Raw genomic sequence first — 20792 nt, 5'->3', positions numbered from 1 at the left:
CCCATCACGCGCGGAGCCCCCGACGGCGCCCCGGCCATCACGCGCGGAGCCCCCGACGGCGCCCCGGCCATCACGCGCGGAGCCCCCGACGGCGCCCCGGCCATCACGCGCGGAGCCCCCGACGGCGCCTCGGCCGTCGCACGCGGAGCCCAGGGCTCGACCGGGAGCCCCCGCTCCCGGTCAGCCCACAGACTCACCGATGTCACCGATGTCACCGCTGCCGATCGCCCCGGCCGCGCCGACTGCCCGCACAGTCGCCGACCGGTCCCGGCCCCGGATTACGCGATCTTGAACGGCTGCTGGCACGCGCCGCAGACGATGGCCGCCTGCGCGAGCACCGACGGCACCACCCGGACGTTGCGGCCGCAGCCGCAGACCGCCTTGACCCGGACGCCGCCCCCGGAGGAGCCGTGCCGGGCGGCCGGGCCGCGGAAGGCGCGGTTCGTGCCGTCGCCGGCCACCGCCTCCTGGTGGGCGCCGAGGGCGCGGTCCAGGCGCTCGATGGTGTCGGCGTAGCGCTCCTGCGTCTCCTTGAGCATGGTCACCTGGGAGAAGCCGCTGCTGGCGTGCGGCTCGACCGGGTGCGCCAGGCCCAGCTCGGAGGCGAGCATCAGGAAGCGCCGGTTGTGGTAGCGGCCGGCGCGCGAGGTGTCCCGGATGTCCCGGGCCGCGGCCAGACCGTGGGCAGCCTCGTGGAGGAGCCGCTCGAAACCGAGCCGGGTGCCACAGGCCGAGGAGGACTCGCCGATCAGCGCCTCGGGCGAGGCGAGGTCCGGGAGGTCCTGGTGGTAGGCCTGGATGTCACTCCAGGCGGCGGCCAGTTCGGCCGCGAGGACGAGGGGCTGTGTCGTGCTCACGCTAGACCAACGATGCAGAGCGAGCCGATGTTCCGCATGTTCCCGTTCTCCGGGAATTCCCAGGGAACTCCCAGGAATGCACGACTGCGCGCGAATTGCGCGTTCCGGATCTGACGCAAGACCAACCCCCTGCCGGTTTCGGCCCGCCGTAACGTCGGCGGGCCTCGTGAATTCCGTCCGGGGAGCGGGCTGTCGCCCCCAGGACGTACGGCCCGTGGACCCGCCGAAGTTGACAGGGCCACGGGCCGTACACCGTACCGCTATTCCGTTAATACCGGCAGTTGACCGGCCAGTAGGGATGTCCGCTTCGCGGATCCTCCGACAGAGTTACCGGATTCTTACCCATCCGCATTCCGGGCAAATGTCGCCGGTAACGGTCATTACCTGCCGACGATCGACAAGGCGATCGACAAGGCGACCGGCATCAGTACGCGCGCGCGACGATCGCGATATTGCCGTCCTGGTCGTCCGCCTGCGGCACCGAGCCGTCGGCCGCGACGATGCAGCGCACCGTGACGCCCTGCTCGGCCAGCTTGGCCTCGCCCTCCGCGCCGAGGTCGGCCCAGGCGATCCGGCCCCAACCGGTCGCGGCGGCCTCGACGGCCTCGTCCAGGGTCTTGACATCGACGGTGCGGGCCTCGCGGCGCTCGCGGGACTGGCGCAGCAGCAGCGCCTGGTCCTCCTCCAGGACGCCCGGCAGCAGCGCGGCCAGGGCGTCGATGGAGACCGGCTCCTTGCCGCCCGGGATGCGGCGGGCCAGCATCGCGGTGCCGTTCTCCAGGTCGCGCGGGCCGACCTCGATGCGCAGCGGAACGCCCTTGAGCTCCCAGTCGACGGCGCGGCGGCCGAACGGGGTGTCGGTGCGGTCGTCGACCACGACGCGGATGCCGGCGGCCTCCAGCTGGGCGCCGATCTCGCGGACCTTGGCGATGACCGCGTCGTCGCCCTTGATGGCCAGCACCACGGCCTGGACCGCGGCCAGGCGCGGGGGCACCCGCAGACCGTTGTCGTCACCGTGGGACATGATCAGGCCGCCGACCATGCGGGTCGAGACGCCCCAGGAGGTCTGCCAGACGTGCTCGCGCTCGGCGCCCTGCAGCTGGTAGGTGGTGTTGAACGCCTTGGCGAAGTTCTGGCCCAGCTCGTGGCTGGTGCCCATCTGCAGGGCCTTGCCGTCGCCCATCATGCCCTCGAGGGTGAGGGTGTTGATGGCGCCGGCGAAGCGCTCCTTGGCGGTCTTGCGGCCGAGCACGACGTCGATGCCGAGCACGTTGGTCATGAAGTCGCCGTAGACCTGGGTGTGGATCATCGACGCGTAGTCGCGGGCGTCCTCGTAGGTGGCGTGGGCGGTGTGGCCCTCCTGCCAGAGGAACTCGGTGGTGCGCAGGAAGACGCGCGGGCGCAGCTCCCAACGGACCACGTTGGCCCACTGGTTGATCAGTAGGGGCAGGTCACGGTGGCTCTGCACCCACTTCGAGAAGTACTCGTTGATGATCGTCTCGGAGGTCGGCCGGACGACGACCGGCTCCTCGAGCTGCTTGCCGCCGCCGTGGGTGACCACCGCGAGCTCGGGGGCGAAGCCCTCGACGTGCTCGGCCTCCTTGGTCAGGTAGGACTGCGGGATGAACATCGGGAAGTAGGCGTTCTGCGCGCCCGCCTTCTTGATGCGCGCGTCCATCTCCTGCTGCATCCGCTCCCACAGGCCGTAGCCGTACGGTCGGATGACCATGGTGCCGCGCACCGGACCGTTGTCGGCCAGTTCGGCCTTGTTGATGAGGTCCTGGTACCAGCGCGGGAAGTCTTCCGCCTGAGGGGTGAGAACGGGTGCCTTAGCCATGAGCGGAATGGTACGGGGCGCGACCCCCTCACTTCGAATCGCCATCACACCCACGGGAGGAGCCGGACACCCGTGGGAGGAGCCGGACGCCCGCGGGACATGGAGGACGCCCGCGGGACGAGGAGGACGCCCGCAGCAGGGCACCGGCAGGAAGGGGCGGACACCCGCAGTCGCGGGACGCCACCCGCAGGGGGCGCACGACCGCGACACGGGCGCACCACCCTGCACCCCTCTGGACGCCGGGCCCGACCCGCTGTTCGCTGGAGTGGGGCGGGACTTTGGGGGAGCCGTAGCAGCACACCGAAGGACCGGATGGGAGGCCGCGATGGCTTCAGCTCGGACGACCGGCACGACCGCACGACCGGCGGACACGCGACCGACGGGCGCACGACCGCACCACCCGCTGCAGGGGGCCGTGGGGCCCGCGCGGGCGCGCGACTGGGCGGAGATCCAGGAGCGCATGCTGGTGCCGCTCTACGAGGCGGTGTACGACCGCCTGGAGGTCGGCCCGGCGAGCAGTGTGCTGGGCCTGGGCTGCCGCTCCGGACTGGCCCTGCTGCTCGCCGCCGGGCGGGGCGCCCAGGTCGCCGGGCAGGAGCCGCGGGAGGAGCTGCGCGAGCTGGCCCGGGGCCGTCGGCTGCGGGTGTGCGCGGGGGCCCGGCCGACCGCCGCCGTCCCCCGCTCGGCCCATTCGCTGGTGACGGTTTTCGACCAGCTGCCCGGCGCCGCCGAGCCCGGCCGGGTGGTCGCCGAGGCCGCCCGGCTGACCCTCCCGGGCGGACACGTGGTGCTCGCCGCCTGGGGTCCGCCGGAGCGCTGCGAGAGCGCGTCGGTGCTGGACGCGGCCCGCCGGATGGCGGGGCGGACCACGGCGCGCGATCCGTTCGAGCTGAGCGCACCGGGCGCGCTGGAGGACCTGCTCGCCCCGATCGGCCTGCGCCCGGCCGGCAGCGGCCGGGTGGGCTGCCCGTTCGCCTATCCGGACCTCGACAGCGCGGTGCGCGGTCTGTTGTCCACCGGGCTGTTCGAGGCGGCGGAGGAGTTCTCCGGCGCCCCGCTGGTCGCCAAGGAGCTGGAGGAGGCGCTGCAGCCGTACCTGCGCCCGGACGGCTCGGTCCGAATGGAGAACGTGTTCCGCTACCTGATCGCCGAGCGCCCGCGCTGAAGGCACGGAGCCGAAAACACGAACCTGGACACACGTAACCGAACACCAGTAACCGAACACCCGAAACCGGGGGCGCCCGCCACAACGGCGAGCGCCCCCGGATCCGTGGTTCACGCCTCCTGGTCGGACGTCCCCCGCGGCACCCCCGCCGCCCGGTAGGCCGCCTCCTCGTCCAGCGTCTCCGCCTCCAGCAGCGCCGCCGCCAGCGCGTCCAGCCGGTGCCGCTGCTCGGTCAGGATCCGCACCGCGTCCTCGTAGCACTCGGCGACGATCCGCCGGGCCTCCTCGTCCACCGCGTCCAGCGTGGTGGGCGCCGCCGAGAGCCCGTACGCACCGGCACCCTGCACGTCCGCGGGCACCGCGGTGAGCCGCCCGACCCGCTCGCTCATCCCCCAGCGCCCGGCCATTCCGCGGGCGATGTTGGTGACCTGTTCCAGGTCGCTCTCCGCACCGGTGGTGATCACCCCGTAGACCACCTGCTCGGCCGCCATCCCGCCCAGCGCGCCGATGATCCGGCCGCGCAGGTAGGGCTCGGTGTACGAGTAGCGGTCGTTCTCCGGGGTGGAGAGGGTGACGCCGAGGGCCCGGCCGCGCGGCACGATGGTGATCTTGCGGACCGGGTCCGCGCCCGGCTGGAGCATGCCCAGCAGCGCGTGCCCGCTCTCGTGGTACGCCGTCCGCTCGCGCTCCTCCTGCGGCATCACCAGTGGTCGCACGGCGCCGAGTTGGACCTTCTCCAGGGCGTCCGAGAGGTCCCGCTCGTTGACCGCGTCCTGCTCCCGCTTGACGGCCAGCAGGGCGGCCTCGTTGACCAGATTGGCGAGTTCGGCGCCGGTCATCCCGGGGGTGACCTTGGCCAGCTGGTGGAGGTCGGTGCCGCCGGCCAGCGGGACGGTCCGGGTGTGGATGCGCAGGATGGCCGCGCGGCCCTCCCGGTCGGGCGGGCTGACGGTGATCCGGCGGTCGAAGCGGCCGGGGCGCAGCAGCGCCGGGTCGAGCACGTCGGCCCGGTTGGTCGCGGCGATCACGATGACGCCCTCGGAGCCGGTGAAGCCGTCCATCTCGGTGAGGATCTGGTTGAGCGTCTGCTCGCGCTCGTCGTGCCCGCCCATGCCGCCGCCGGCGCCGCGCTGGCGGCCGATGGTGTCGATCTCGTCGATGAAGATGATCGCCGGGGCGACCTTGCGGGCCTCGGTGAAAAGTTCGCGGACCCGGCTGGCGCCGACGCCGACGATCATCTCGATGAACTCGGAGGCGGAGGCGGAGAAGAACGGCACGTCCGCCTCGCCGGCCACGGCACGGGCCAGCAGGGTCTTGCCCGTTCCGGGCGGGCCGCTCAGCAGCACCCCGCGCGGCATCTTGGCGCCGAGCCTGCGGTACCGCTCGGGGTTCTTCAAGTAGTCGACCACCTCGGTGAGTTCGGCCTCGACCTCGTCGATGCCGGCCACGTCGGCGAAGGTGGTGCGCTTGCCCTGCTCGGCGGTGACCGGCTTGGGCGGGGCCTTGCGGCCGAGCGGTCCGGCGCCGAGGCGGCCGGCCATCCGGCGGGCGAGCAGCACCCAGACGAAGACCAGCAGCAGCATCGGGGCGAGCGAGAGCAGCAGGTTGGTGAGGAAGCTGCGCTGCTGGACCGGCGAGGTGGCGGTGACCTCGACGCCCTGCTGCTGCAGGGTGGCCCACAGGTTGTCGCCCGCGAAGGAGGGGCGCTGGGTGTCGAACTCCGTGTAGTCGCCCTTGCCGCCGTCGGGTTTGGGCTGGGCGCTCTTGAGGGTGCCCTCGATCGCGTCGCCCTTGGCGTAGATCTTGGTGATGTTGCCCTTGTTCAGCTGGTTGTTGAACTCGGTGTAGGAGATCGTGGTGGCGCCCTGGTTGCCGAAGAACGACAGCAGCAGGTCGGAGATCAGGAAGACCACGAGTGCGGTGAGGACGAGGCCCGTCCAGCCGCCGGGCATCCGGCGGCGGGGTGGTGGCGGGGGCGGGGCGCCCTCGGACCGCCAGGGCTGGTCGGGGGTCTGGCGCGGCGGCACGGGTTCGGTCACCCACCGGACGATACGGACAGGCGCTCGGACGGGCCACCCGCAACGCCGCGCCCGACCGGCCGGCCGCTTCCCCGCCGAGGCCCCCGACCAGCGGATATGCCGTGGCGGCGGTGCTCAGGCGGCGGAGCCCGGCCACTCCTCCGCGGTCAGCGCGAACCGCTCGTGGTCGCGCCAGTCCCCCTGCAGGAACAGCATCCGCGGGGTGAAACCCTCGTGCCGGAAGCCCAGCCGCTTGGCCATCGCGATCGAGCGCTCGTTCTCCGGCTGCACGTTGATCTCCAGCCGGTGCAGGCCCAGCCCGTCGGCCGACTGCGGGGCGAAGCAGCGGTCCAGGACCAGCCGCAGGCCCTCGGACATCCGCCCGGTGCCGGCGAACGGCAGGTACGAGTCGTAGCCCAGTGTGGCGTTGCAGAACCGGCCCATCACGATGTTGGCGACGTTCACCTTCCCGACCAGCCCGCCGGTCTCCCGGTCGAAGATCAGGAAGGTGCGCAGGCCCGACCCCTGGCGGTCCAGCAGTTCCGGCAGCCCGTCGGGCTCGACCGGGTTCCACCGCCCGATGTGCTCGGCGGACCGGCGGACCGCCGCCGCGTACAGAACCTCGTCCTCGGCCCTCGGGGCCCTGATCATCACTCGCATGCCGACATCATCGGACACGGAGGCGTTCCCGGACACGGCACCCACCTCGGACACGATCGGCCCGCCGCCCGGAGATCACCGGACGGCGGGCCGATCAGGACCAATCAGGGCCTGTCAGAGCCTGACAGGACCGAGCGAAGTCGATCAAGAACACTCGGACCGAGGACCGCAGACCGCAGCGGACTACAGCAGGTCCTTGAACTCCTTGGGCAGCTCGAAGTCGGCCGGGCCCTTGCCCGCGCCGAGGCCGAACGCGCCGCCGTCGCCCGAGCCCTGACCGGCGCCCGCGCCGAGCGCGCGGCGCTCTGCGGCCGCGGCCTCCTCCTGCGCGCGCTTCAGCGGGTTGCCGCTCTTGCGCTTGCCCTTGGCCTGCGGGGCCTTCTTGGCGGACTTCTTCGCGCCGCCGCCCATGCCCGGGATCCCCGGCATGCCGGGCATGCCCTTGCCGGAGGCCATCGCGGACATCATCTTGCGGGCGTCGAAGAACCGCTCGACCAGGTTCTTGACCTCGCCGACCTGGACGCCCGAACCCTTGGCGATGCGGGCCCGGCGGGAGCCGTTGATCAGCTCCGGCTCGGCACGCTCGGCCGGGGTCATCGACTTGATGATCGCGCCGACCCGGTTGACGTCCTTGTCGTCGATGTTGTTGATCTGCTCGCGGATCTGGCCCATGCCGGGCAGCATGCCGAGCAGCTTGGAGATCGAGCCCATCTTCTGGACCTGCTCCAGCTGCGACAGGAAGTCGTCCAGGGTGAACGCCTTCGGGCCGCCGCGCAGCTTGGCGGCGATCTTCTCGGCCTCGGCCTGCGAGAAGGTCTGCTCGGCCTTCTCGATCAGCGAGAGGACGTCACCCATGCCCAGGATGCGCGAGGCCATCCGGTCCGGGTGGAAGGCGTCGAAGTCGTCGACCTTCTCGCCGTTGGAGGCGAACATGATCTGCCGGCCGGTGACGTGCGCGACCGACAGGGCGGCACCACCGCGGGCGTCGCCGTCGAGCTTGGAGAGCACCACACCGGTGAAGTCGACGCCGTCGAGGAAGGCCTGCGCGGTGGTGACCGCGTCCTGACCGATCATCGCGTCGACGACGAACAGGACCTCGTCCGGGTTCACCGCGGCGCGGATGTCGGCGGCCTGCTGCATCAGCTCGGCGTCGATGCCGAGGCGGCCGGCGGTGTCGACGATGACGACGTCGTACTGCTTCTGCTTGGCGTACTCGATCGAGTCCTTGGCGACCTGCACCGGGTCACCGACGCCGTTGCCCGGCTGCGGGCCGTAGAAGGCCACGCCGGCCCGCTCCGCCATCACCTGCAGCTGGTTGACGGCGTTCGGGCGCTGGAGGTCGCAGGCGACCAGCAGCGGGGTGTGCTTCTGCTTCTGCAGCCAGTGGCCGAGCTTGCCGGCGAGGGTGGTCTTACCGGCACCCTGCAGACCGGCGAGCATGATGACCGTCGGGCCGTTCTTGGCGAACCGCACCCGGCGGGTCTCGCCACCGAGGATCGCGATGAGCTCCTCGTTGACGATCTTGATGATCTGCTGCGCCGGGTTCAGCGCTCCGGAGACCTCGGCGCCGAGCGCCCGCTCCTTGACCTGCTTGATGAAGGCCCGGACGACCGGCAGCGCGACGTCCGCCTCCAGCAGCGCGATGCGGATCTCGCGGGCGGTGGCGTCGATGTCCGCCTCGCTCAGGCGGCCCTTGCCCCGGAGGTTCTTGAACGTCGCTGCGAGGCGATCGGAAAGGGTGTCGAACACGTCGGCGCGGGTCCTCTGCGGCATCGGTATCGGTACGGTCGTCGTCCCCCAGGGTATCCGGCCACCCCGGGTACGGTCTCCACCCCCGTACGGAAGGCCCCCGGACCGGCCCGGCACCAACCCCGGACCGACCCCGAACCGGCCCGGCACCGGCCCCGGACCGGCCCCGCACCCCCGCCCCTCAGCCCAGCGCCGCCCGGACCGCCGCCGCCACCTCCCCGGCCCGCCCGGCGGTGAGCGGACGGCCCGCCGGATCGGTCAGGTAGAAGGAGTCGACGGCCTCCGCCCCCAGCGTGGAGACGTGCGCGGTGCGCACCCGGACGCCCGCCCCGTCCAGCGCCCGGCCGATCCGGTGCAGCAGCCCGGGGGCGTCGTGCGCGCGGACCTCCAGCACGGTCGCGGTCGCCGAGGCCACCGCGGGCGCCACCGCGACCAACGGCGGCGGGGTGGGGATGCCCTTGCGGCGCGGGGCGGCGGCGTCCCGCTCGGCGAGGCGGCGGGAGACGTCCAGCGAGCCGTCCAGCGCCCGGCGCAGGTCGGCCCGCAGCCGGGCCGCCTCCGGCAGCTCGCCGAACTCGGCGGCCACCCGCCAGGACAGCAGCAGCACCGGGCCCGCCCCGATCGGGTCCAGCTCGCGCAGGCCGGCCGAGCGGACGGTCAGCCGGTGCAGCGCCAGCACCCCGGCGACCGTGCCGAGCAGCCCGGGCCGGTCCGGGACGGCCAGGGTCAGCTCGACGCCCATCGGCTCGACGCCCGGGTCCGCCCCCTCGGCCTGGGCCAGCAGCGACAGCGCGGGAGCACCGGTGCGCGCGGCCTCGACCGCGAGCCGCTCCTGCTCGGCGCTCGGCGCGGCTTCCACCGGCGCGCCCCCTCCTCCGGCCAGCTGCGCGGCGGCCCGTGCCACCAGGCCCTCCACCAGCGAGGCCCGCCAGCTGCTCCACGCCGCCGGGCCGGTGGCCAGCGCGTCCGCCTCGGTGAGCGCGTGCAGCAGCTCCAGCTCCGGCAGGGTGCCGACCGCCTTGGTGATCGTCTCGACGGTGGCCGGGTCGTCCGGGTCGCGCCGGGTCGCGGTGTCGACCAGGGTCAGGTGGTGGCGGACCAGCACCGCCAGGGTCTCGGCGTCCTCGGCCGGGAAGCCCATCCGCGCGGCCAGGTCGCGGACGATCACCTCACCGGCCTCGCTGTGGTCGCCGGGCCAGCCCTTGCCGATGTCGTGCAGCAGCGCGGCGACCAGCAGGAGGTCCGGCCGGGCCACCCGGCGGGTCATCGCGGCGGCCCGGACGGCCGTCTCCACCAGGTGCCGGTCCACCGTCCAGCGGTGCACCGCGTTGCGCTGCGGACGGCAGCGCACCCGCTCCCAGTCCGGCAGCAGCCTGGTGACCAGGCCCTCCGCCTCCAGCGCCTCCCAGACCGGGACGGCCGCCTCGCCCGCCCCCAGCAGGGTGACCAGTTGCTCGCGCGCCTCGTCCGGCCAGGGCACCGGCAGTGGCCGGCACTCGGCGGCGAGCCGGCGCACCGTCGCGTACGAGACGGTCAGCCCGTTCTGCGCGGCGGCGGCCGCGGCGCGCAGCGGCAGCACCGGGTCGGCGGCCGGGCGGGCGGCCTGGGCGAGCACCGCCTCGCCGTCCTGCTCGACCACGCCCTCGGCGAGCGGGCGGCGCGCCACCGCGCCCCGGGCGACCGCGCCGGTGCCGCGCCCGGCGCCGGTGAACCGGAAGACCGGCCGGCCCGTGCGGCGGCCCCGGCCGGACCGGGCGGCGAGCACCCGGTCCACCGCCCGCCAGGTGACGTCGCTCGCGTAGGCGATGGTCCGGGCGGCCTCGTAGACCTGGCGCAGCAGGGTGTCGGCGTCCAGCACGCCGAGCCGCTCGGCGACCTGGTCCTGGTCCTGGAGGCTGAGCCGCTCGGTGGCCCGGCCGGTGGCCAGGTGCAGCGCGTCGCGGACGTCGGCGAGCCGCAGCGCGGCGGCGTCCAGGCCGTCCCGGGGCGCGTCGGCGAGCCAGGTGGCGGCGACGGCGTCGAGCGCGACCAGGTCGCGCAGGCCGCCGCGGGCCTCCTTCAGGTCGGGCTCCAGCAGGAAGGACAGCTCACCGTGCCGGTCGGCCCGCTCCCGGCCCAGCTCGCGGAGCTCGGGCAGGCGCGCAGAAGCGCTCGCGCGCCAGTCGGTGAGCACCGCGGAGCGCAGCGCGGCGGTGAGCGCCGCGTCCCCGGCGAGGTGGCGGACGTCCAGCAGGCCGAGCTGGGCCTTGAGGTCGGCGGCGGCCACCGCCCGGGCCTCGGCGGGGGTGCGCACCGAGTGGTCGAGCTTGGCGCCCGCGTCCCAGACCGGGTACCAGATCCGCTCGGGCAGTTCGGGGGCGATCGGGCCGTCGTGCAGCAGCAGCACGTCCAGGTCGCTGCGCGGGGACAGCTCGCCCCGGCCGTAGCCTCCGACGGCGACCAGCGCGACGCCGGACGGCGGGGCTCCGGCGGCGGCGAGCAGCCCGGCCAGCCAGTCGTCGGTGAGCCGGGCGAGCGCGGCGCGGCGAGGGCGGCCGGCCAGCCCGGGCCGGTCGAGCAGCGCGGCCCGGGCCCCGGCGTAGGACGAGGGGTCGGAGGAGGGGATGGTCTCGGTGGTCATGCGCGGGGTCCCGTCCGTCGTGCGGGTTGATCCTGGACGCCCGTACGGCCGTGGCCAGGGCAGGCTCTGAGGGCCCGGGCGCCGGTACGCCGACCGGCGGACCCGCCCCCCGTGAGGGGCGGGCCCGCCGGATCGCTCAGTGCCTCACAGGGCGTCGGGTCCGCGTTCGCCGGTGCGGACCCGGACGGCGGTGTCGACCGGGATGCTCCACACCTTGCCGTCGCCGATCTTCCCGGTCCGGGCGGCCTTCACCAGGACGTCGATCAGGTCGTCGGCGTCCTCGTCCTCGACCAGGACCTCGATTCTGATCTTCGGTACCAGGTCCACGGTGTACTCGGCGCCCCGGTAGACCTCGGTGTGGCCGCGCTGGCGGCCGTAGCCGCTGGCCTCGGTGACGGTCAGGCCGTGGACCCCGAAGGCCTGCAGGGCGGCCTTCACCTCGTCCAGGCGGTACGGCTTGATCACGGCGGTGATGAGCTTCATCGGGCGTCGACCTCGGTCTTCTCGACGGACTGGGCAGTCTTCTCAGCAGTATCAGCAGTCTTCCCGGCAGGCTTCCCGCTCCCCGCCGCAGAGCCAGCCGCAGAGCCGGTCGCCGAGCCGAGGCCCAGGGACGGGAGCGCCCGGGCCAGGCCCGCGCCGACGGCACTGAAGTCGTAGGCGGACTCGGCGTGCTCGGCCTGGTCGATGCCGGCCACCTCGACCTCCTCGGCGACCCGGAAGCCGACCAGCTTGTCGACCGCCTTGGCCAGCAGCCAGGACAGCACGAAGGAGTACGCCGCGACCACCGCCACGCCCATCGCCTGCTTGCCGAGCTGCCCCAGCCCGCCGCCGTAGAACAGGCCCTTGGCGGTCTGGCCGACCCCGCCGGTGGCGAAGAGGCCGATCAGCAGCGAGCCGATCGCCCCGCCCACCGCGTGCACGCCGACCACGTCGAGCGAGTCGTCGAAGCCCCAGCGGTACTTGAGCGAGACGGCGGCGGCGCAGACCGCGCCCGCGATCAGGCCGATCGCCACCGCGCCGAGCGGGCTGACCGAGCCGCAGGCCGGGGTGATCGCGACCAGACCGGCCACCGCGCCGGAGGCGGCGCCCAGCGTGGTGAACGCGCCGTGCTTGAGCTTCTCGAAGACCAGCCAGCCGACCAGCGCCGCGCCGGTGGCGACCTGGGTGTTCACCACCGCCATCGCGGCCACGCCGTTGGCGGCCAGCGCCGAGCCCGCGTTGAAGCCGAACCAGCCGAACCAGAGCAGCCCGGAGCCGAGCATCACCAGCGGCAGGCTGTGCGGGCGCATCGGGTCCTTCTTGAAGCCGATCCGCTTGCCCAGCACCAGGCAGAGCGCGAGGCCCGCGACACCGGCGTTGATGTGCACGGCCGTCCCGCCGGCGAAGTCGATCACACCGTTTCTGTCACCCAGCCAGCCGCCCTGGCCGTTGTCGACGAAGAACACCCAGTGCGCGACCGGGAAGTAGACGACCGTCACCCAGAGCGCGATGAACAGGCCCCAGGCGGAGAACTTGGCCCGGTCCGCGATGGCGCCGCTGATCAGCGCCGGGGTGATGATCGCGAACATCAGCTGGAAGACGGCGAACGCCGTCACCGGGATCGACCCGGTCAGCTCGTTCAGCCCGATGCCGCGCATCCCGAGGAAGTCCAGGTTGCCGATGAGTCCGGCGAAGGCGTCGGGCCCGAAGCTGAGCGAGTAGCCGTAGAGGACCCAGAGCACGCTGACGATGCCGAGCGAGAGGAAGCTCATCGCCAGCATGTTCAGTGTGCTCTTGGCCCTGACCATGCCCCCGTAGAAGAAGGCCAGGCCCGGGGTCATCACCATGACCAGGGCCGCACTGATGAGCACGAAGGCGGTGTCGCCCGCGCTGAAGCCGTCCGGCATCGGCGTCTCCTCTGCGTGAAGGCCGCTCCACCCCCGGGTACCTGTCCCGTGCCACCCGGGGTGTCGGCGATGAACAGGAGAGTGCCGAAGCCTGGTTTCGGCCAGTGCGGCCGGTTGTTTCGCGGCGGTGACGCGTGCGACGCGCGGGTTACGGGCGCGTGAACCGCGGCCCGGCCGCTGGGCCGGATGGGCTACCGTGCCGCCGCACGGCACGGCCGCGGCTCGAAGGGCCACCGAAAGGACTTCCGGAAAGGCCACCGACCGTGACGGCGGCGGCCGTCACGGTCGGTGGAGTCCTGGCAGCCGGGTCGCTCAGACCACCGAGACGAACTCGGGGATGTCCTGGACCACCCGCTCCTTGAGCCGGCTCACCGCGTCCACGCCCTGGAACCGGGCGGACGCCGCCTCCGTGGTCTTGCGGACCCGGGAGTTCAGCCGCTCCGACCGCACCTTGGTCGCGATGTCCACCGCCTGCTCGGCGTACCGGACGGCCTCCTCGGCCTCCTTCTGCAGCAGGTGCACGCTGGCCATGCCGATCAGGTTGAAGGCGTACGAGCGCACGTGGTCCTCGTCCTGGCGGAACAGGTCGACCGCCCGCTCCATCACCGGCGCCGACAGCGAGGCGTACAGCTGGGCGTTGTCCGAGTGGTACGCGAGGTCGCGGTAGGAGTGGGCGTTCTCGGCGTTCAGCTCGGCCGGCGAGAAGAACTTCAGCCAGTCCGGGTCCCCGTCGCCCTCGCGGATGTCGGTGAAGGTGTCCTCGGCCAGCCGGATCGCCCGGGCGCACCGGTTGACCTCGCCGATGGTGGCGTAGGCGCGCGCCTCCATCGCGTACAGCAGGGACTGCTGGCGCGGGGTGGCGGTGTCCCGGCTGCCGTACTGGGCCAGGTGGATCAGTTCCAGGGCGTCCTCGCCCCGGTTGAGGTGGATCATCTGGCGGCTCATGTCGGTGAGGATCAGCGCGCCGAACGGGCGGTCGCCGGCCTCCTTGGCCGCGTGCAGGGCCAGCACGTAGTACTTCTGGGCGCTCGGGTGCATCCCGACGTCGTAGGACATCCAGCCGGCCAGGTGGGCGAGTTCGGCGGTGAGCCGGAACAGCCGCTTGGTGGTGTCCTCGTTGTACGTCTCGTGGAGCAGGTCGGTGACCTCGTGGAGCTGGCCGACCACGGCCTTGCGGCGCAGCCCGCCGCCGTTCTGGGCGTCCCACTGGCGGAACATGACCGTGGTCTGCTCCAGCAGTTCCAGCTCGGGCTCGGAGAGCCGGCCGGTGAACGCCTCGCCGCCGTTGGCGGCGGTGAGGATCGGGGTGGGGACGCCGGTCGGGCCGGGGGCGAGCCAGCGCTGCATCGGCTCGATCAGCGCGGCGCCGGCGGTCAGCGCGAGCGAGGTGCCGAGGAAGCCCCGGCGGTTGAGCATCAGGTCGCTGCGGGAGTAGTCGCTGATCAGCTGGACGGTCTGCGGGCCGCTCCAGGGCAGGTCCACGCCGCCGCCGACGGTGGAGACCGGGATCGCGGCACGCAGGCCGAGGTCCTCGATCGAGACCACGGAGCCGAAGCGCTCCGAGAACAGCTCCGACATGATCTTGGGGATCGGCTCCCGGGGCTGCTCGCCGTCCAGCCAGCGGCGCACCCGGGAGGTGTCGGTGGACACGTGGTGGGCGCCGATCTGCCGGGCCCGACGGTTGACCTGGCGGGCCAACTCGCCCTTGGACCAGCCACTGCGGGCGAACCACGTGGTCAGCTTCTCGTTGGGTTGCTTCTCTGCCATGGGAACGTCCCCATCCCGCCCGGCCCCTGCGGGGCCCCCGATCGTGACCGCCCGACGGTTGCGGGCTCTTGCCAGACGTGCCGTGCCCGAGGTGTCGCGTTCCGCCTCGTCGCACTGGTGTGCCATCGTCCGTGGACGGTGTGTCAGATCCCCAACTCCCGTTCCCCGACGGCTCGGAGCTGGTACCCCGACGACGTCCGTGTGCTGAACGTAGTGCCCCGCGAGGTACCCGTGGGAGCGGCCCTGGCGAAACGCCACCTTTCGCCACCCCCAGGAGTGAACCGAAGCCTGGGGGCACACGCTTCACTAGGTAGTCGCGACGGTCCGGCATATGCGGGCCGCCAAGTCCCCCGGCCAGCCCCGGAAGACCCCGCAATCGACCGCAGTCACAAGCGATTTCGCCGTCCACTCGGGACGGCGACCGCCTCGCGCACACGACGATCCGGCATCGGCGCCGCCCCCACAAGGCGGCGCCCGAGGCGCACCATCGCAACAGGCGCACGCCAAGCGCTGCGCGCCGCCACCGCACAACGCACCACGCAACGGACAATCAACACACAGTCACCATCCCGTAACCATCGGCAACGAGAACCTGTTGGGGGAGGCATGGACAACCTGTTCGGCGAACTTCGACTGGGGCACCTGCGGCTGGCACCGCTGGGCGCACGCCGCCGCACCAAGGTCACCGCGTCCCAGGCCGCCGCGGAGTACACCGGCCGCTGGGGGTGGGCGGTGGCCACCGGCGAGACGGCCGGCGGCACCGCGGGCTCGGTGCTGTTCCCCACCGGCCGCGCCTTCGACGTACTGGACGTCCCCGAGCAGGCCGGCCTGCAGGCGCTGGTCCGGCTGGAGCGGATGGGCACCCAGATCGGCCCGGTGCTCGCGCCTCCCACCGGCCGGATGCAGTTCCTGGTCGCCGCCGGCACCGCCCGCCGCCTGCCCGACCTGCTGTACCGGATGGGCTGGGACGACGCCGCGCTCGACCTCGCCTGCCACGGCGAGGGCAGCTGCGTTGCCGCCCCGCCCACCGTCCTCGGCGAGCTCGGCCCGGTCCGCTGGCTGCGCCGCCCCACCCGCGACAACGCCGGCTGCCCCCCCGAGGCCCGGCTGCTGCTCGGCACCCTCGCCTACGCCTGCCACCGCAGCCGCGAGCGCACCGCCGAGCCGGCCTGGATGGCCTCGTAGGGATCCGGGCACAGGAATCCGGGCAGACGAAAGGGCCCGCCCCCGGAGGAGCGGACCCTCATCGACGGGAAGCTCCCGGTCAGTCCCCGATCAGCGCGTCCACGAACGCACCCGGCTCGAACGGCGCCAGGTCGTCCGCGCCCTCGCCCAGACCGATCAGCTTGACCGGCACGCCCAGCTCGCGCTGCACCGCCACCACGATGCCGCCCTTGGCGGTGCCGTCCAGCTTGGTCAGCACGATGCCGGTGATGTCCACCACCTCGGCGAACACCCGGGCCTGGATCAGGCCGTTCTGGCCGGTGGTGGCGTCCAGCACCAGCAGCACCTCGTCCACCGGGCCGTGCTTCTCGACGACCCGCTTGACCTTGCCCAGCTCGTCCATCAGGCCGGTCTTGGTGTGCAGCCGGCCGGCGGTGTCGATCAGCACGGTGTCCGCGCCCTCGGCGATGCCCTCCTTGACCGCGTCGAAGGCGATCGAGGCCGGGTCGCCGCCCTCCGGGCCGCGCACGGTGCGCGCACCGACCCGCTCGCCCCAGGTCTGCAGCTGGTCCGCGGCGGCGGCCCGGAAGGTGTCGGCCGCGCCGAGCACCACCTTGCGGCCGTCGGCGACCAGCACCCGGGCCAGCTTGCCGGTGGTGGTGGTCTTGCCGACGCCGTTGACGCCGACGACCAGGACCACGGCCGGGCCCTCCTCGTGCTTGGTGGAGCGGACGGTGCGGTCGGCGTCCTTGCCGACCAGCTCGACCAGCTCCTCGCGCAGCAGGCCGCGCAGTTCGTCGGGGGTGCGGGTGCCGAGCACCTTCACCCGGGTGCGCAGCCGCTCGACCAGCTCCTGGGTCGGGGCGACGCCGACGTCCGCGGTGAGCAGGGTCTCCTCGATCTCCTCCCAGGTGTCCTCGTCCAGGTGCTCGCGGGAGAGCAGCGAGAGCAGGCCCTTGCCGAGCGAGTTCTGCGAGCGGGAGAGTCGGGAGCGCAGCCGGACCAGCCGGCCGGCGGTGGGCTCGGGGACCTCGATGGCGGGCGCCACCTCGGCCTCGGCCGGGGCCTCGACCTCGACGACCTCGGGGGCCTCGGGAAGCGGCACCTCCTCGACGGTGCGGCGCGGCTCCTCGGTCGGCGGCGCGGCCTCCTCGCCGACCTGGGGCTCCTGCGGGGTGGTCTTCGGCGCCGTGATGACCGGCGCCTGCGACTTCGGGGGCAGCTGCTGGCGTCGTCTGCCGGAAACGACGAGGCCCGCGATCGCGCCGATGGCGATCACGGCGATGACTACGGCAAGGATCACGTATTCCATAACGCCAACCAGTATCCGTGACCGGAGCCCGGATGGACCGCAGCCGGAGCTAGACCGTCACCGTACGGACGCCCGACCGCCGCCGTTCGCGGTGCTCTCCCCCAGCCTGGCGACCGGGAGGTGCCCCCTCCCGCAGGCGCTGGCTGATCACCTGGGAGATCCCGTCGCCCTTCATGGTCACGCCGTACAGCGCGTCGGCGGACTCCATGGTCAGCTTCTGGTGGGTGATCACGATCAGCTGGGAGCTCTCCCGCAGCTCCTCCATGATCCCGACCAGCCGGCGCAGGTTGGTCTCGTCGAGGGCCGCCTCCACCTCGTCCATCACGTAGAACGGGCTGGGCCGGGCCTTGAAGATCGCCACCAGCAGCGCCACCGCGGTGAGCGAGCGCTCGCCGCCGGACAGCAGCGACAGCCGCTTGACCTTCTTGCCCGGCGGACGGGCCTCCACCTCGACCCCGGTGGTGAGCATGTCGTCCGGGTCGGTCAGCACCAGCCGTCCCTCGCCGCCCGGGAAGAGCCGGGCGAAGACACCCTCGAACTGGGCGGCGGTGTCGTGGTACGCCGAGGTGAACAGCTGCTCGACCCGCTGGTCGACGTCCCGGACGATGTCCAGCAGGTCGCGCCGGCTGCGCTTGAGGTCGTCCAGCTGCTCCCCGAGGAAGCGGTGGCGCTCCTCCAGCGCGGTGAACTCCTCCAGCGCCAGCGGATTGACCTTGCCCAGCTGCTGGTACGCCTTCTCGGCGGCCCTCAGCCGCTTCTCCTGCTCGGCCCGGACGTACGGGTACGGCTCGCCCGGCTCCTGCCCCTCCTCGGGCGTTGACGGCGGGACGGGCTGCTCCGGCCCGTACGAGGCCAGCAGCTCGCCCCCGTCGATGCCGAACTCCTCCAGCGCGCGGGACTCCAGCTGCTCGATCCGCAGCCGCTTCTCCGCCCGCAGCACCTCGTCCCGGTGCCCGGCGTCGACCAGCTTGTCCAGCTCCTCCTTGAGGCCGCGCCCGTGCTCGCGGTGCTCCCGGAGCTCGGCTTCCCGCTCGGCGAGCGCCTGTTCGGCGGCCGCGCGCCCGGCGTCCGCGCGGGCCAGCGACACCTCCAGGCAGGCCAGCAGCTGCCGGGCGCCCGCCGCGACGGCGTTCGCCACCCGGGCGTCGTGCTCGGCGCGCCGGCGACGCTCGGCGGCCCGGGCGCGCGCCTCGCGCTCGGCGCGGGCGGCCCGGTCCAGCTGGTCGGCCCGGCCGGCCAGGGCGCGGACCCGCTCCTCGTGGGTGCGCACCGCGAGCCTGGCCTCCAGTTCGGCCTGCCGGGCGGCGGAGGCCGCCTCGGCGAGGCGCTGCTGCTCGGCCCGGTCCGGCTCGTCCTCCCCCGCGTCCGCCGACTCCTCGGCGGCGGCCAGCCGTTCGGCCAGTTCCTCGGCGGCGGCGAGCAGCTCGGCCAGGCCGTGCTCGGCCCGGGCCGCGGCGGCCGACAGCCGCTCGGCCTCCCCGGCGGCGGCGCGGGCCTGCCCACCCAGCCGGCCGAGCGCCCCCGCGACCTGGGCCCGTTCCTTCTCGGCCCGCCGCCGCAGCTCGCCGAGTCGCTCCAGCTCGGCCGCCGACTCCCGGCGCAGTTCGGTGAGTTGAGCCAGCCGCTCGGCCGACTCGGCGCAGCGGAGGTCGAGTTCGTCGATCGCCCGGGCCGCCTGCTCCACCGCCGCCTGGGTCTCCAGCAGGCTGGGCGCGCCACCGGAGCCGCCCTGGGCGAAGCCGGCGCCCAGCCGGTCGCCCGCCATGGTGACGGCGGACAGCTCGGGGCGTTCGGCGACCAGCCGCAGCGCATCGTCCAGGTCGGCGACCACCACCACCCCGGCCAGCCGGTTCCGCGCGGCGGCGAGCAACTCGCCCGGGCCGTCGAGCAGTTCGGCGGCCCACCGGGCACCGTCGGGCAACTCGCCGTCGCCCCGGGGAACTTCCGGCGCCCCGGCGACCAACAGCGCGGCCCGTCCGGCGTCCTGGGCGCGCAGCAGCCGCAGCGCCGCGGCGGCGGCGGACGGCGAGTCGACGGCCACCGCGTCGGCGGCCGCCCCGAGCGCGGCGGCGACCGGCAGCTCGTAGCCGGGCGCGGTCCGCAGCAGCGCGGCGGCCGGGCCGAGCAGCCCGGTCAGCCGCTCCCCCGCGTCCAGCAGCGCGCCGGTGCCGTCCTTGCGGCGCAGCCCGAGCGAGAGCGCCTCGTGCCGCGCGGTGAGCCCGGCCCGTTCGCGCTCGGCGGCCCCGGCCGCGTCCCGGGCGGCGGCCAGTTCGCGTTCGACCTCGGCCAGCCGGTCCCGGGCCCGCCGGTGCTCGGTCTCGGCCTGCTCGTCGTCCCAGGCCAGGCCGTCCACCTGGTGCTGGAGCTCGTCCAGTTCGCCCTGCGCGGCCTCGGCGCGCAGCAGTGCCTCGTCCCTGGCCTCGGTGAGCCGGCCGATCTCCGCCTGGGCCGAACCGGCCCGGGAGCGGGCGGCGGCGGCCTGTCCCTGCAGCCGGGCCAGGCCCTCCCGGCGGTCCGCGATGGCCCGGGCGGCGTCCCGCAGCCGGCGTTCCTCGACGGCCAGTCCGCGCTCCAGCTCGCCCTTGCGTTCGACGGCCTCGGCCAGCGCGTACTGGGCCTCCTCCAGCGCCTCGGCGAGGGCGGCCTCCTCCTCGCGGACCCGTTCGGCCTCGCGTTCCAGCTCCTCCGGGTCCCGGCCGCGCCGCTCCTCGGTCGCGCCCCCGGCGACGGCGTGCCGGGCCCGGGCCTCGGCGAGTCCGATCGTGCCGCGGGTGCGCTCGGCGAGCGCGGAGAGCCGGTACCAGGTCTGCCGGGCGGTCTCCAGGCCCGGGCCGAGCTGCTGGACCTGTGCCTCCAGGACCCGTTCGCGCTGCACCGCGCGGGCGAGTTCCTGTTCGACGGTGGTCCGGCGCAGTCGCAGCGCGAGTTCGTCGGCGACCTCGGCCTCGACGGCCCGGCGGAGGGTGAGCAGGTCGTCGGCGAGCAGCCGCAGCCGGGCGTCGCGCAGGTCGGCCTGGATGCCGGCGGCGCGGCGGGCGATCCGGGCCTGTCGGCCGAGCGGTCCGAGCTGGCGGCGCAGTTCGGCCACCAGGTCCTGGACGCGGTTGAGGTTGGCCTGCATCGCGTCCAGCTTCCGCAGCGCCTTCTCCTTGCGCTTGCGGTGCTTGAGGACGCCGGCCGCCTCCTCGATGAAGGCGCGCCGGCCCATCGGGTCGGCGTGCAGGACGGAGTCGAGCTGGCCCTGCCCGACGATGACGTGCATCTCGCGGCCGATGCCGGAGTCGGAGAGCAGTTCCTGGATGTCCAGCAGGCGGCAGGTCTCGCCGTTGAGCGCGTACTCGCTGCCGCCGTTGCGGAACATGGTCCGGGTGATCGTCACCTCGGCGTAGTCGATCGGCAGGGCGCCGTCGCTGTTGTCGATGGTGAGGCTGACCTCGGCGCGGCCGAGCGGGGCGCGCCCGCTGGTCCCGGCGAAGATGACGTCCTCCATCTTGCCGCCGCGCAGCGACTTGGCCCCCTGCTCGCCCATCACCCAGGACAGCGCGTCCACCACGTTGGACTTGCCGGAGCCGTTCGGCCCGACCACGCAGGTGATGCCCGGCTCGAAGCGCAGGGTGGTGCTGGAGGCGAAGGACTTGAACCCGCGCAGCGTCAGACTCTTCAGGTGCACGCGGCCGGTCTCCTCAATCGCTCAGGACGGGAACCGACTGTATCCGGAGTCCGACACGACGAAGGGACGCCACATCAGGGCGTC

At 73.6% G+C, this 20792-nt stretch carries 13 protein-coding genes; 2 read left to right on the top strand and 11 right to left on the bottom strand.

All coding sequences use genetic code 11. The features are described 5' to 3' along the window. Window positions 1–278: 278 nt before the first annotated feature. Together ACWCYO_RS21570 and proS are read right to left on the bottom strand one after the other, a co-directional pair. Entirely contained in the window at window positions 279–857 is a 579-nt protein-coding gene (locus ACWCYO_RS21570) for a hypothetical protein (RefSeq protein WP_270143760.1), read from the bottom strand. 424 nt (window positions 858–1281) lie between these two features. After that, window positions 1282–2694 carry a proline--tRNA ligase gene (gene proS, locus ACWCYO_RS21565; protein ID WP_270143761.1) on the bottom strand — a complete coding sequence of 471 codons (1413 nt, stop codon included), beginning with the start codon at window positions 2692–2694 and terminating at the stop codon, window positions 1282–1284. A gap of 460 nt (window positions 2695–3154) precedes the next feature. On the opposite strand from proS, the gene ACWCYO_RS21560 reads away from it, so the two are divergent. Continuing rightward, window positions 3155–3859, top strand: coding sequence for a class I SAM-dependent methyltransferase (locus ACWCYO_RS21560; protein WP_270143763.1), 705 nt, complete (start codon window positions 3155–3157; stop codon window positions 3857–3859). A gap of 110 nt (window positions 3860–3969) precedes the next feature. On the opposite strand, the gene ftsH is transcribed toward ACWCYO_RS21560, so the two are convergent. The 7 genes from ftsH to nsdA all read right to left on the bottom strand — a co-directional run bounded on the left by ftsH (window position 3970) and on the right by nsdA (window position 14604). Next, the gene (gene ftsH / locus ACWCYO_RS21555; protein WP_270143765.1) at window positions 3970–5898 is read right to left on the bottom strand and encodes an ATP-dependent zinc metalloprotease FtsH; all 1929 of its coding nucleotides are present in this window, start codon (window positions 5896–5898) and stop codon (window positions 3970–3972) included. Between the two features lie 114 nt (window positions 5899–6012). After that, window positions 6013–6537: a GNAT family N-acetyltransferase gene (locus ACWCYO_RS21550; RefSeq protein WP_270143767.1), complete on the bottom strand. Its 525-nt coding sequence runs from the start codon at window positions 6535–6537 to the stop codon at window positions 6013–6015. 183 nt (window positions 6538–6720) lie between these two features. Then, a complete protein-coding gene (gene ffh, locus ACWCYO_RS21545; RefSeq protein WP_270150985.1) occupies window positions 6721–8286 on the bottom strand; it encodes a signal recognition particle protein in 1566 nt (521 codons plus the stop codon). A 181-nt stretch (window positions 8287–8467) separates the two neighbouring features. Next, window positions 8468–10906, bottom strand: a complete 2439-nt coding sequence (locus ACWCYO_RS21540; RefSeq protein WP_449785117.1) for a [protein-PII] uridylyltransferase — start codon at window positions 10904–10906, stop codon at window positions 8468–8470. 144 nt (window positions 10907–11050) lie between these two features. After that, complete coding sequence (locus ACWCYO_RS21535; protein WP_270143771.1) at window positions 11051–11389, bottom strand: P-II family nitrogen regulator; 339 nt, start codon at window positions 11387–11389, stop codon at window positions 11051–11053. Next, the gene (locus tag ACWCYO_RS21530) at window positions 11386–12795 is read right to left on the bottom strand and encodes an ammonium transporter (RefSeq protein ID WP_270143773.1); all 1410 of its coding nucleotides are present in this window, start codon (window positions 12793–12795) and stop codon (window positions 11386–11388) included. The genes ACWCYO_RS21535 and ACWCYO_RS21530 overlap by 4 nt, the downstream gene beginning before the upstream one ends. A 312-nt stretch (window positions 12796–13107) precedes the next feature. Beyond that, a complete protein-coding gene (gene nsdA / locus ACWCYO_RS21525) occupies window positions 13108–14604 on the bottom strand; it encodes a transcriptional repressor NsdA (RefSeq protein WP_405000802.1) in 1497 nt (498 codons plus the stop codon). A 564-nt stretch (window positions 14605–15168) separates the two neighbouring features. Between nsdA and ACWCYO_RS21520 the strand changes: the two genes are divergently transcribed. Next, window positions 15169–15747 carry a bifunctional DNA primase/polymerase gene (locus tag ACWCYO_RS21520; RefSeq protein WP_270143777.1) on the top strand — a complete coding sequence of 193 codons (579 nt, stop codon included), beginning with the start codon at window positions 15169–15171 and terminating at the stop codon, window positions 15745–15747. Between the two features lie 79 nt (window positions 15748–15826). Here the strand turns inward: ACWCYO_RS21520 and ftsY are convergent, their stop codons facing one another. Together ftsY and smc are read right to left on the bottom strand one after the other, a co-directional pair. Further along, entirely contained in the window at window positions 15827–17038 is a 1212-nt protein-coding gene (ftsY, locus tag ACWCYO_RS21515) for a signal recognition particle-docking protein FtsY (RefSeq protein ID WP_270143779.1), read from the bottom strand. Between the two features lie 49 nt (window positions 17039–17087). Beyond that, window positions 17088–20708 carry a chromosome segregation protein SMC gene (smc, locus tag ACWCYO_RS21510; RefSeq protein WP_449785116.1) on the bottom strand — a complete coding sequence of 1207 codons (3621 nt, stop codon included), beginning with the start codon at window positions 20706–20708 and terminating at the stop codon, window positions 17088–17090. Window positions 20709–20792 lie beyond the last annotated feature (84 nt).

It is taken from the genome of Kitasatospora sp. NPDC001683, from assembly GCF_053596495.1.
Note: the sequence above shows the minus strand (reverse complement) of the source record. Positions and strands in the feature narration are given on the sequence as shown.

Coding starts and splice junctions, on each gene's coding strand:
- proS (WP_270143761.1), bottom strand. CDS start 2,694: ATGGCTAAGGCACCCGTTCTCACCCCTCAGGCGGAAGACTTCCCGCGC.
- ACWCYO_RS21540 (WP_449785117.1), bottom strand. CDS start 10,906: ATGACCACCGAGACCATCCCCTCCTCCGACCCCTCGTCCTACGCCGGG.
- ACWCYO_RS21530 (WP_270143773.1), bottom strand. CDS start 12,795: ATGCCGGACGGCTTCAGCGCGGGCGACACCGCCTTCGTGCTCATCAGT.
- ACWCYO_RS21520 (WP_270143777.1), top strand. CDS start 15,169: ATGGACAACCTGTTCGGCGAACTTCGACTGGGGCACCTGCGGCTGGCA.
- ACWCYO_RS21535 (WP_270143771.1), bottom strand. CDS start 11,389: ATGAAGCTCATCACCGCCGTGATCAAGCCGTACCGCCTGGACGAGGTG.
- ACWCYO_RS21550 (WP_270143767.1), bottom strand. CDS start 6,537: ATGCGAGTGATGATCAGGGCCCCGAGGGCCGAGGACGAGGTTCTGTAC.
- ftsY (WP_270143779.1), bottom strand. CDS start 17,038: ATGGAATACGTGATCCTTGCCGTAGTCATCGCCGTGATCGCCATCGGC.
- ACWCYO_RS21560 (WP_270143763.1), top strand. CDS start 3,155: ATGCTGGTGCCGCTCTACGAGGCGGTGTACGACCGCCTGGAGGTCGGC.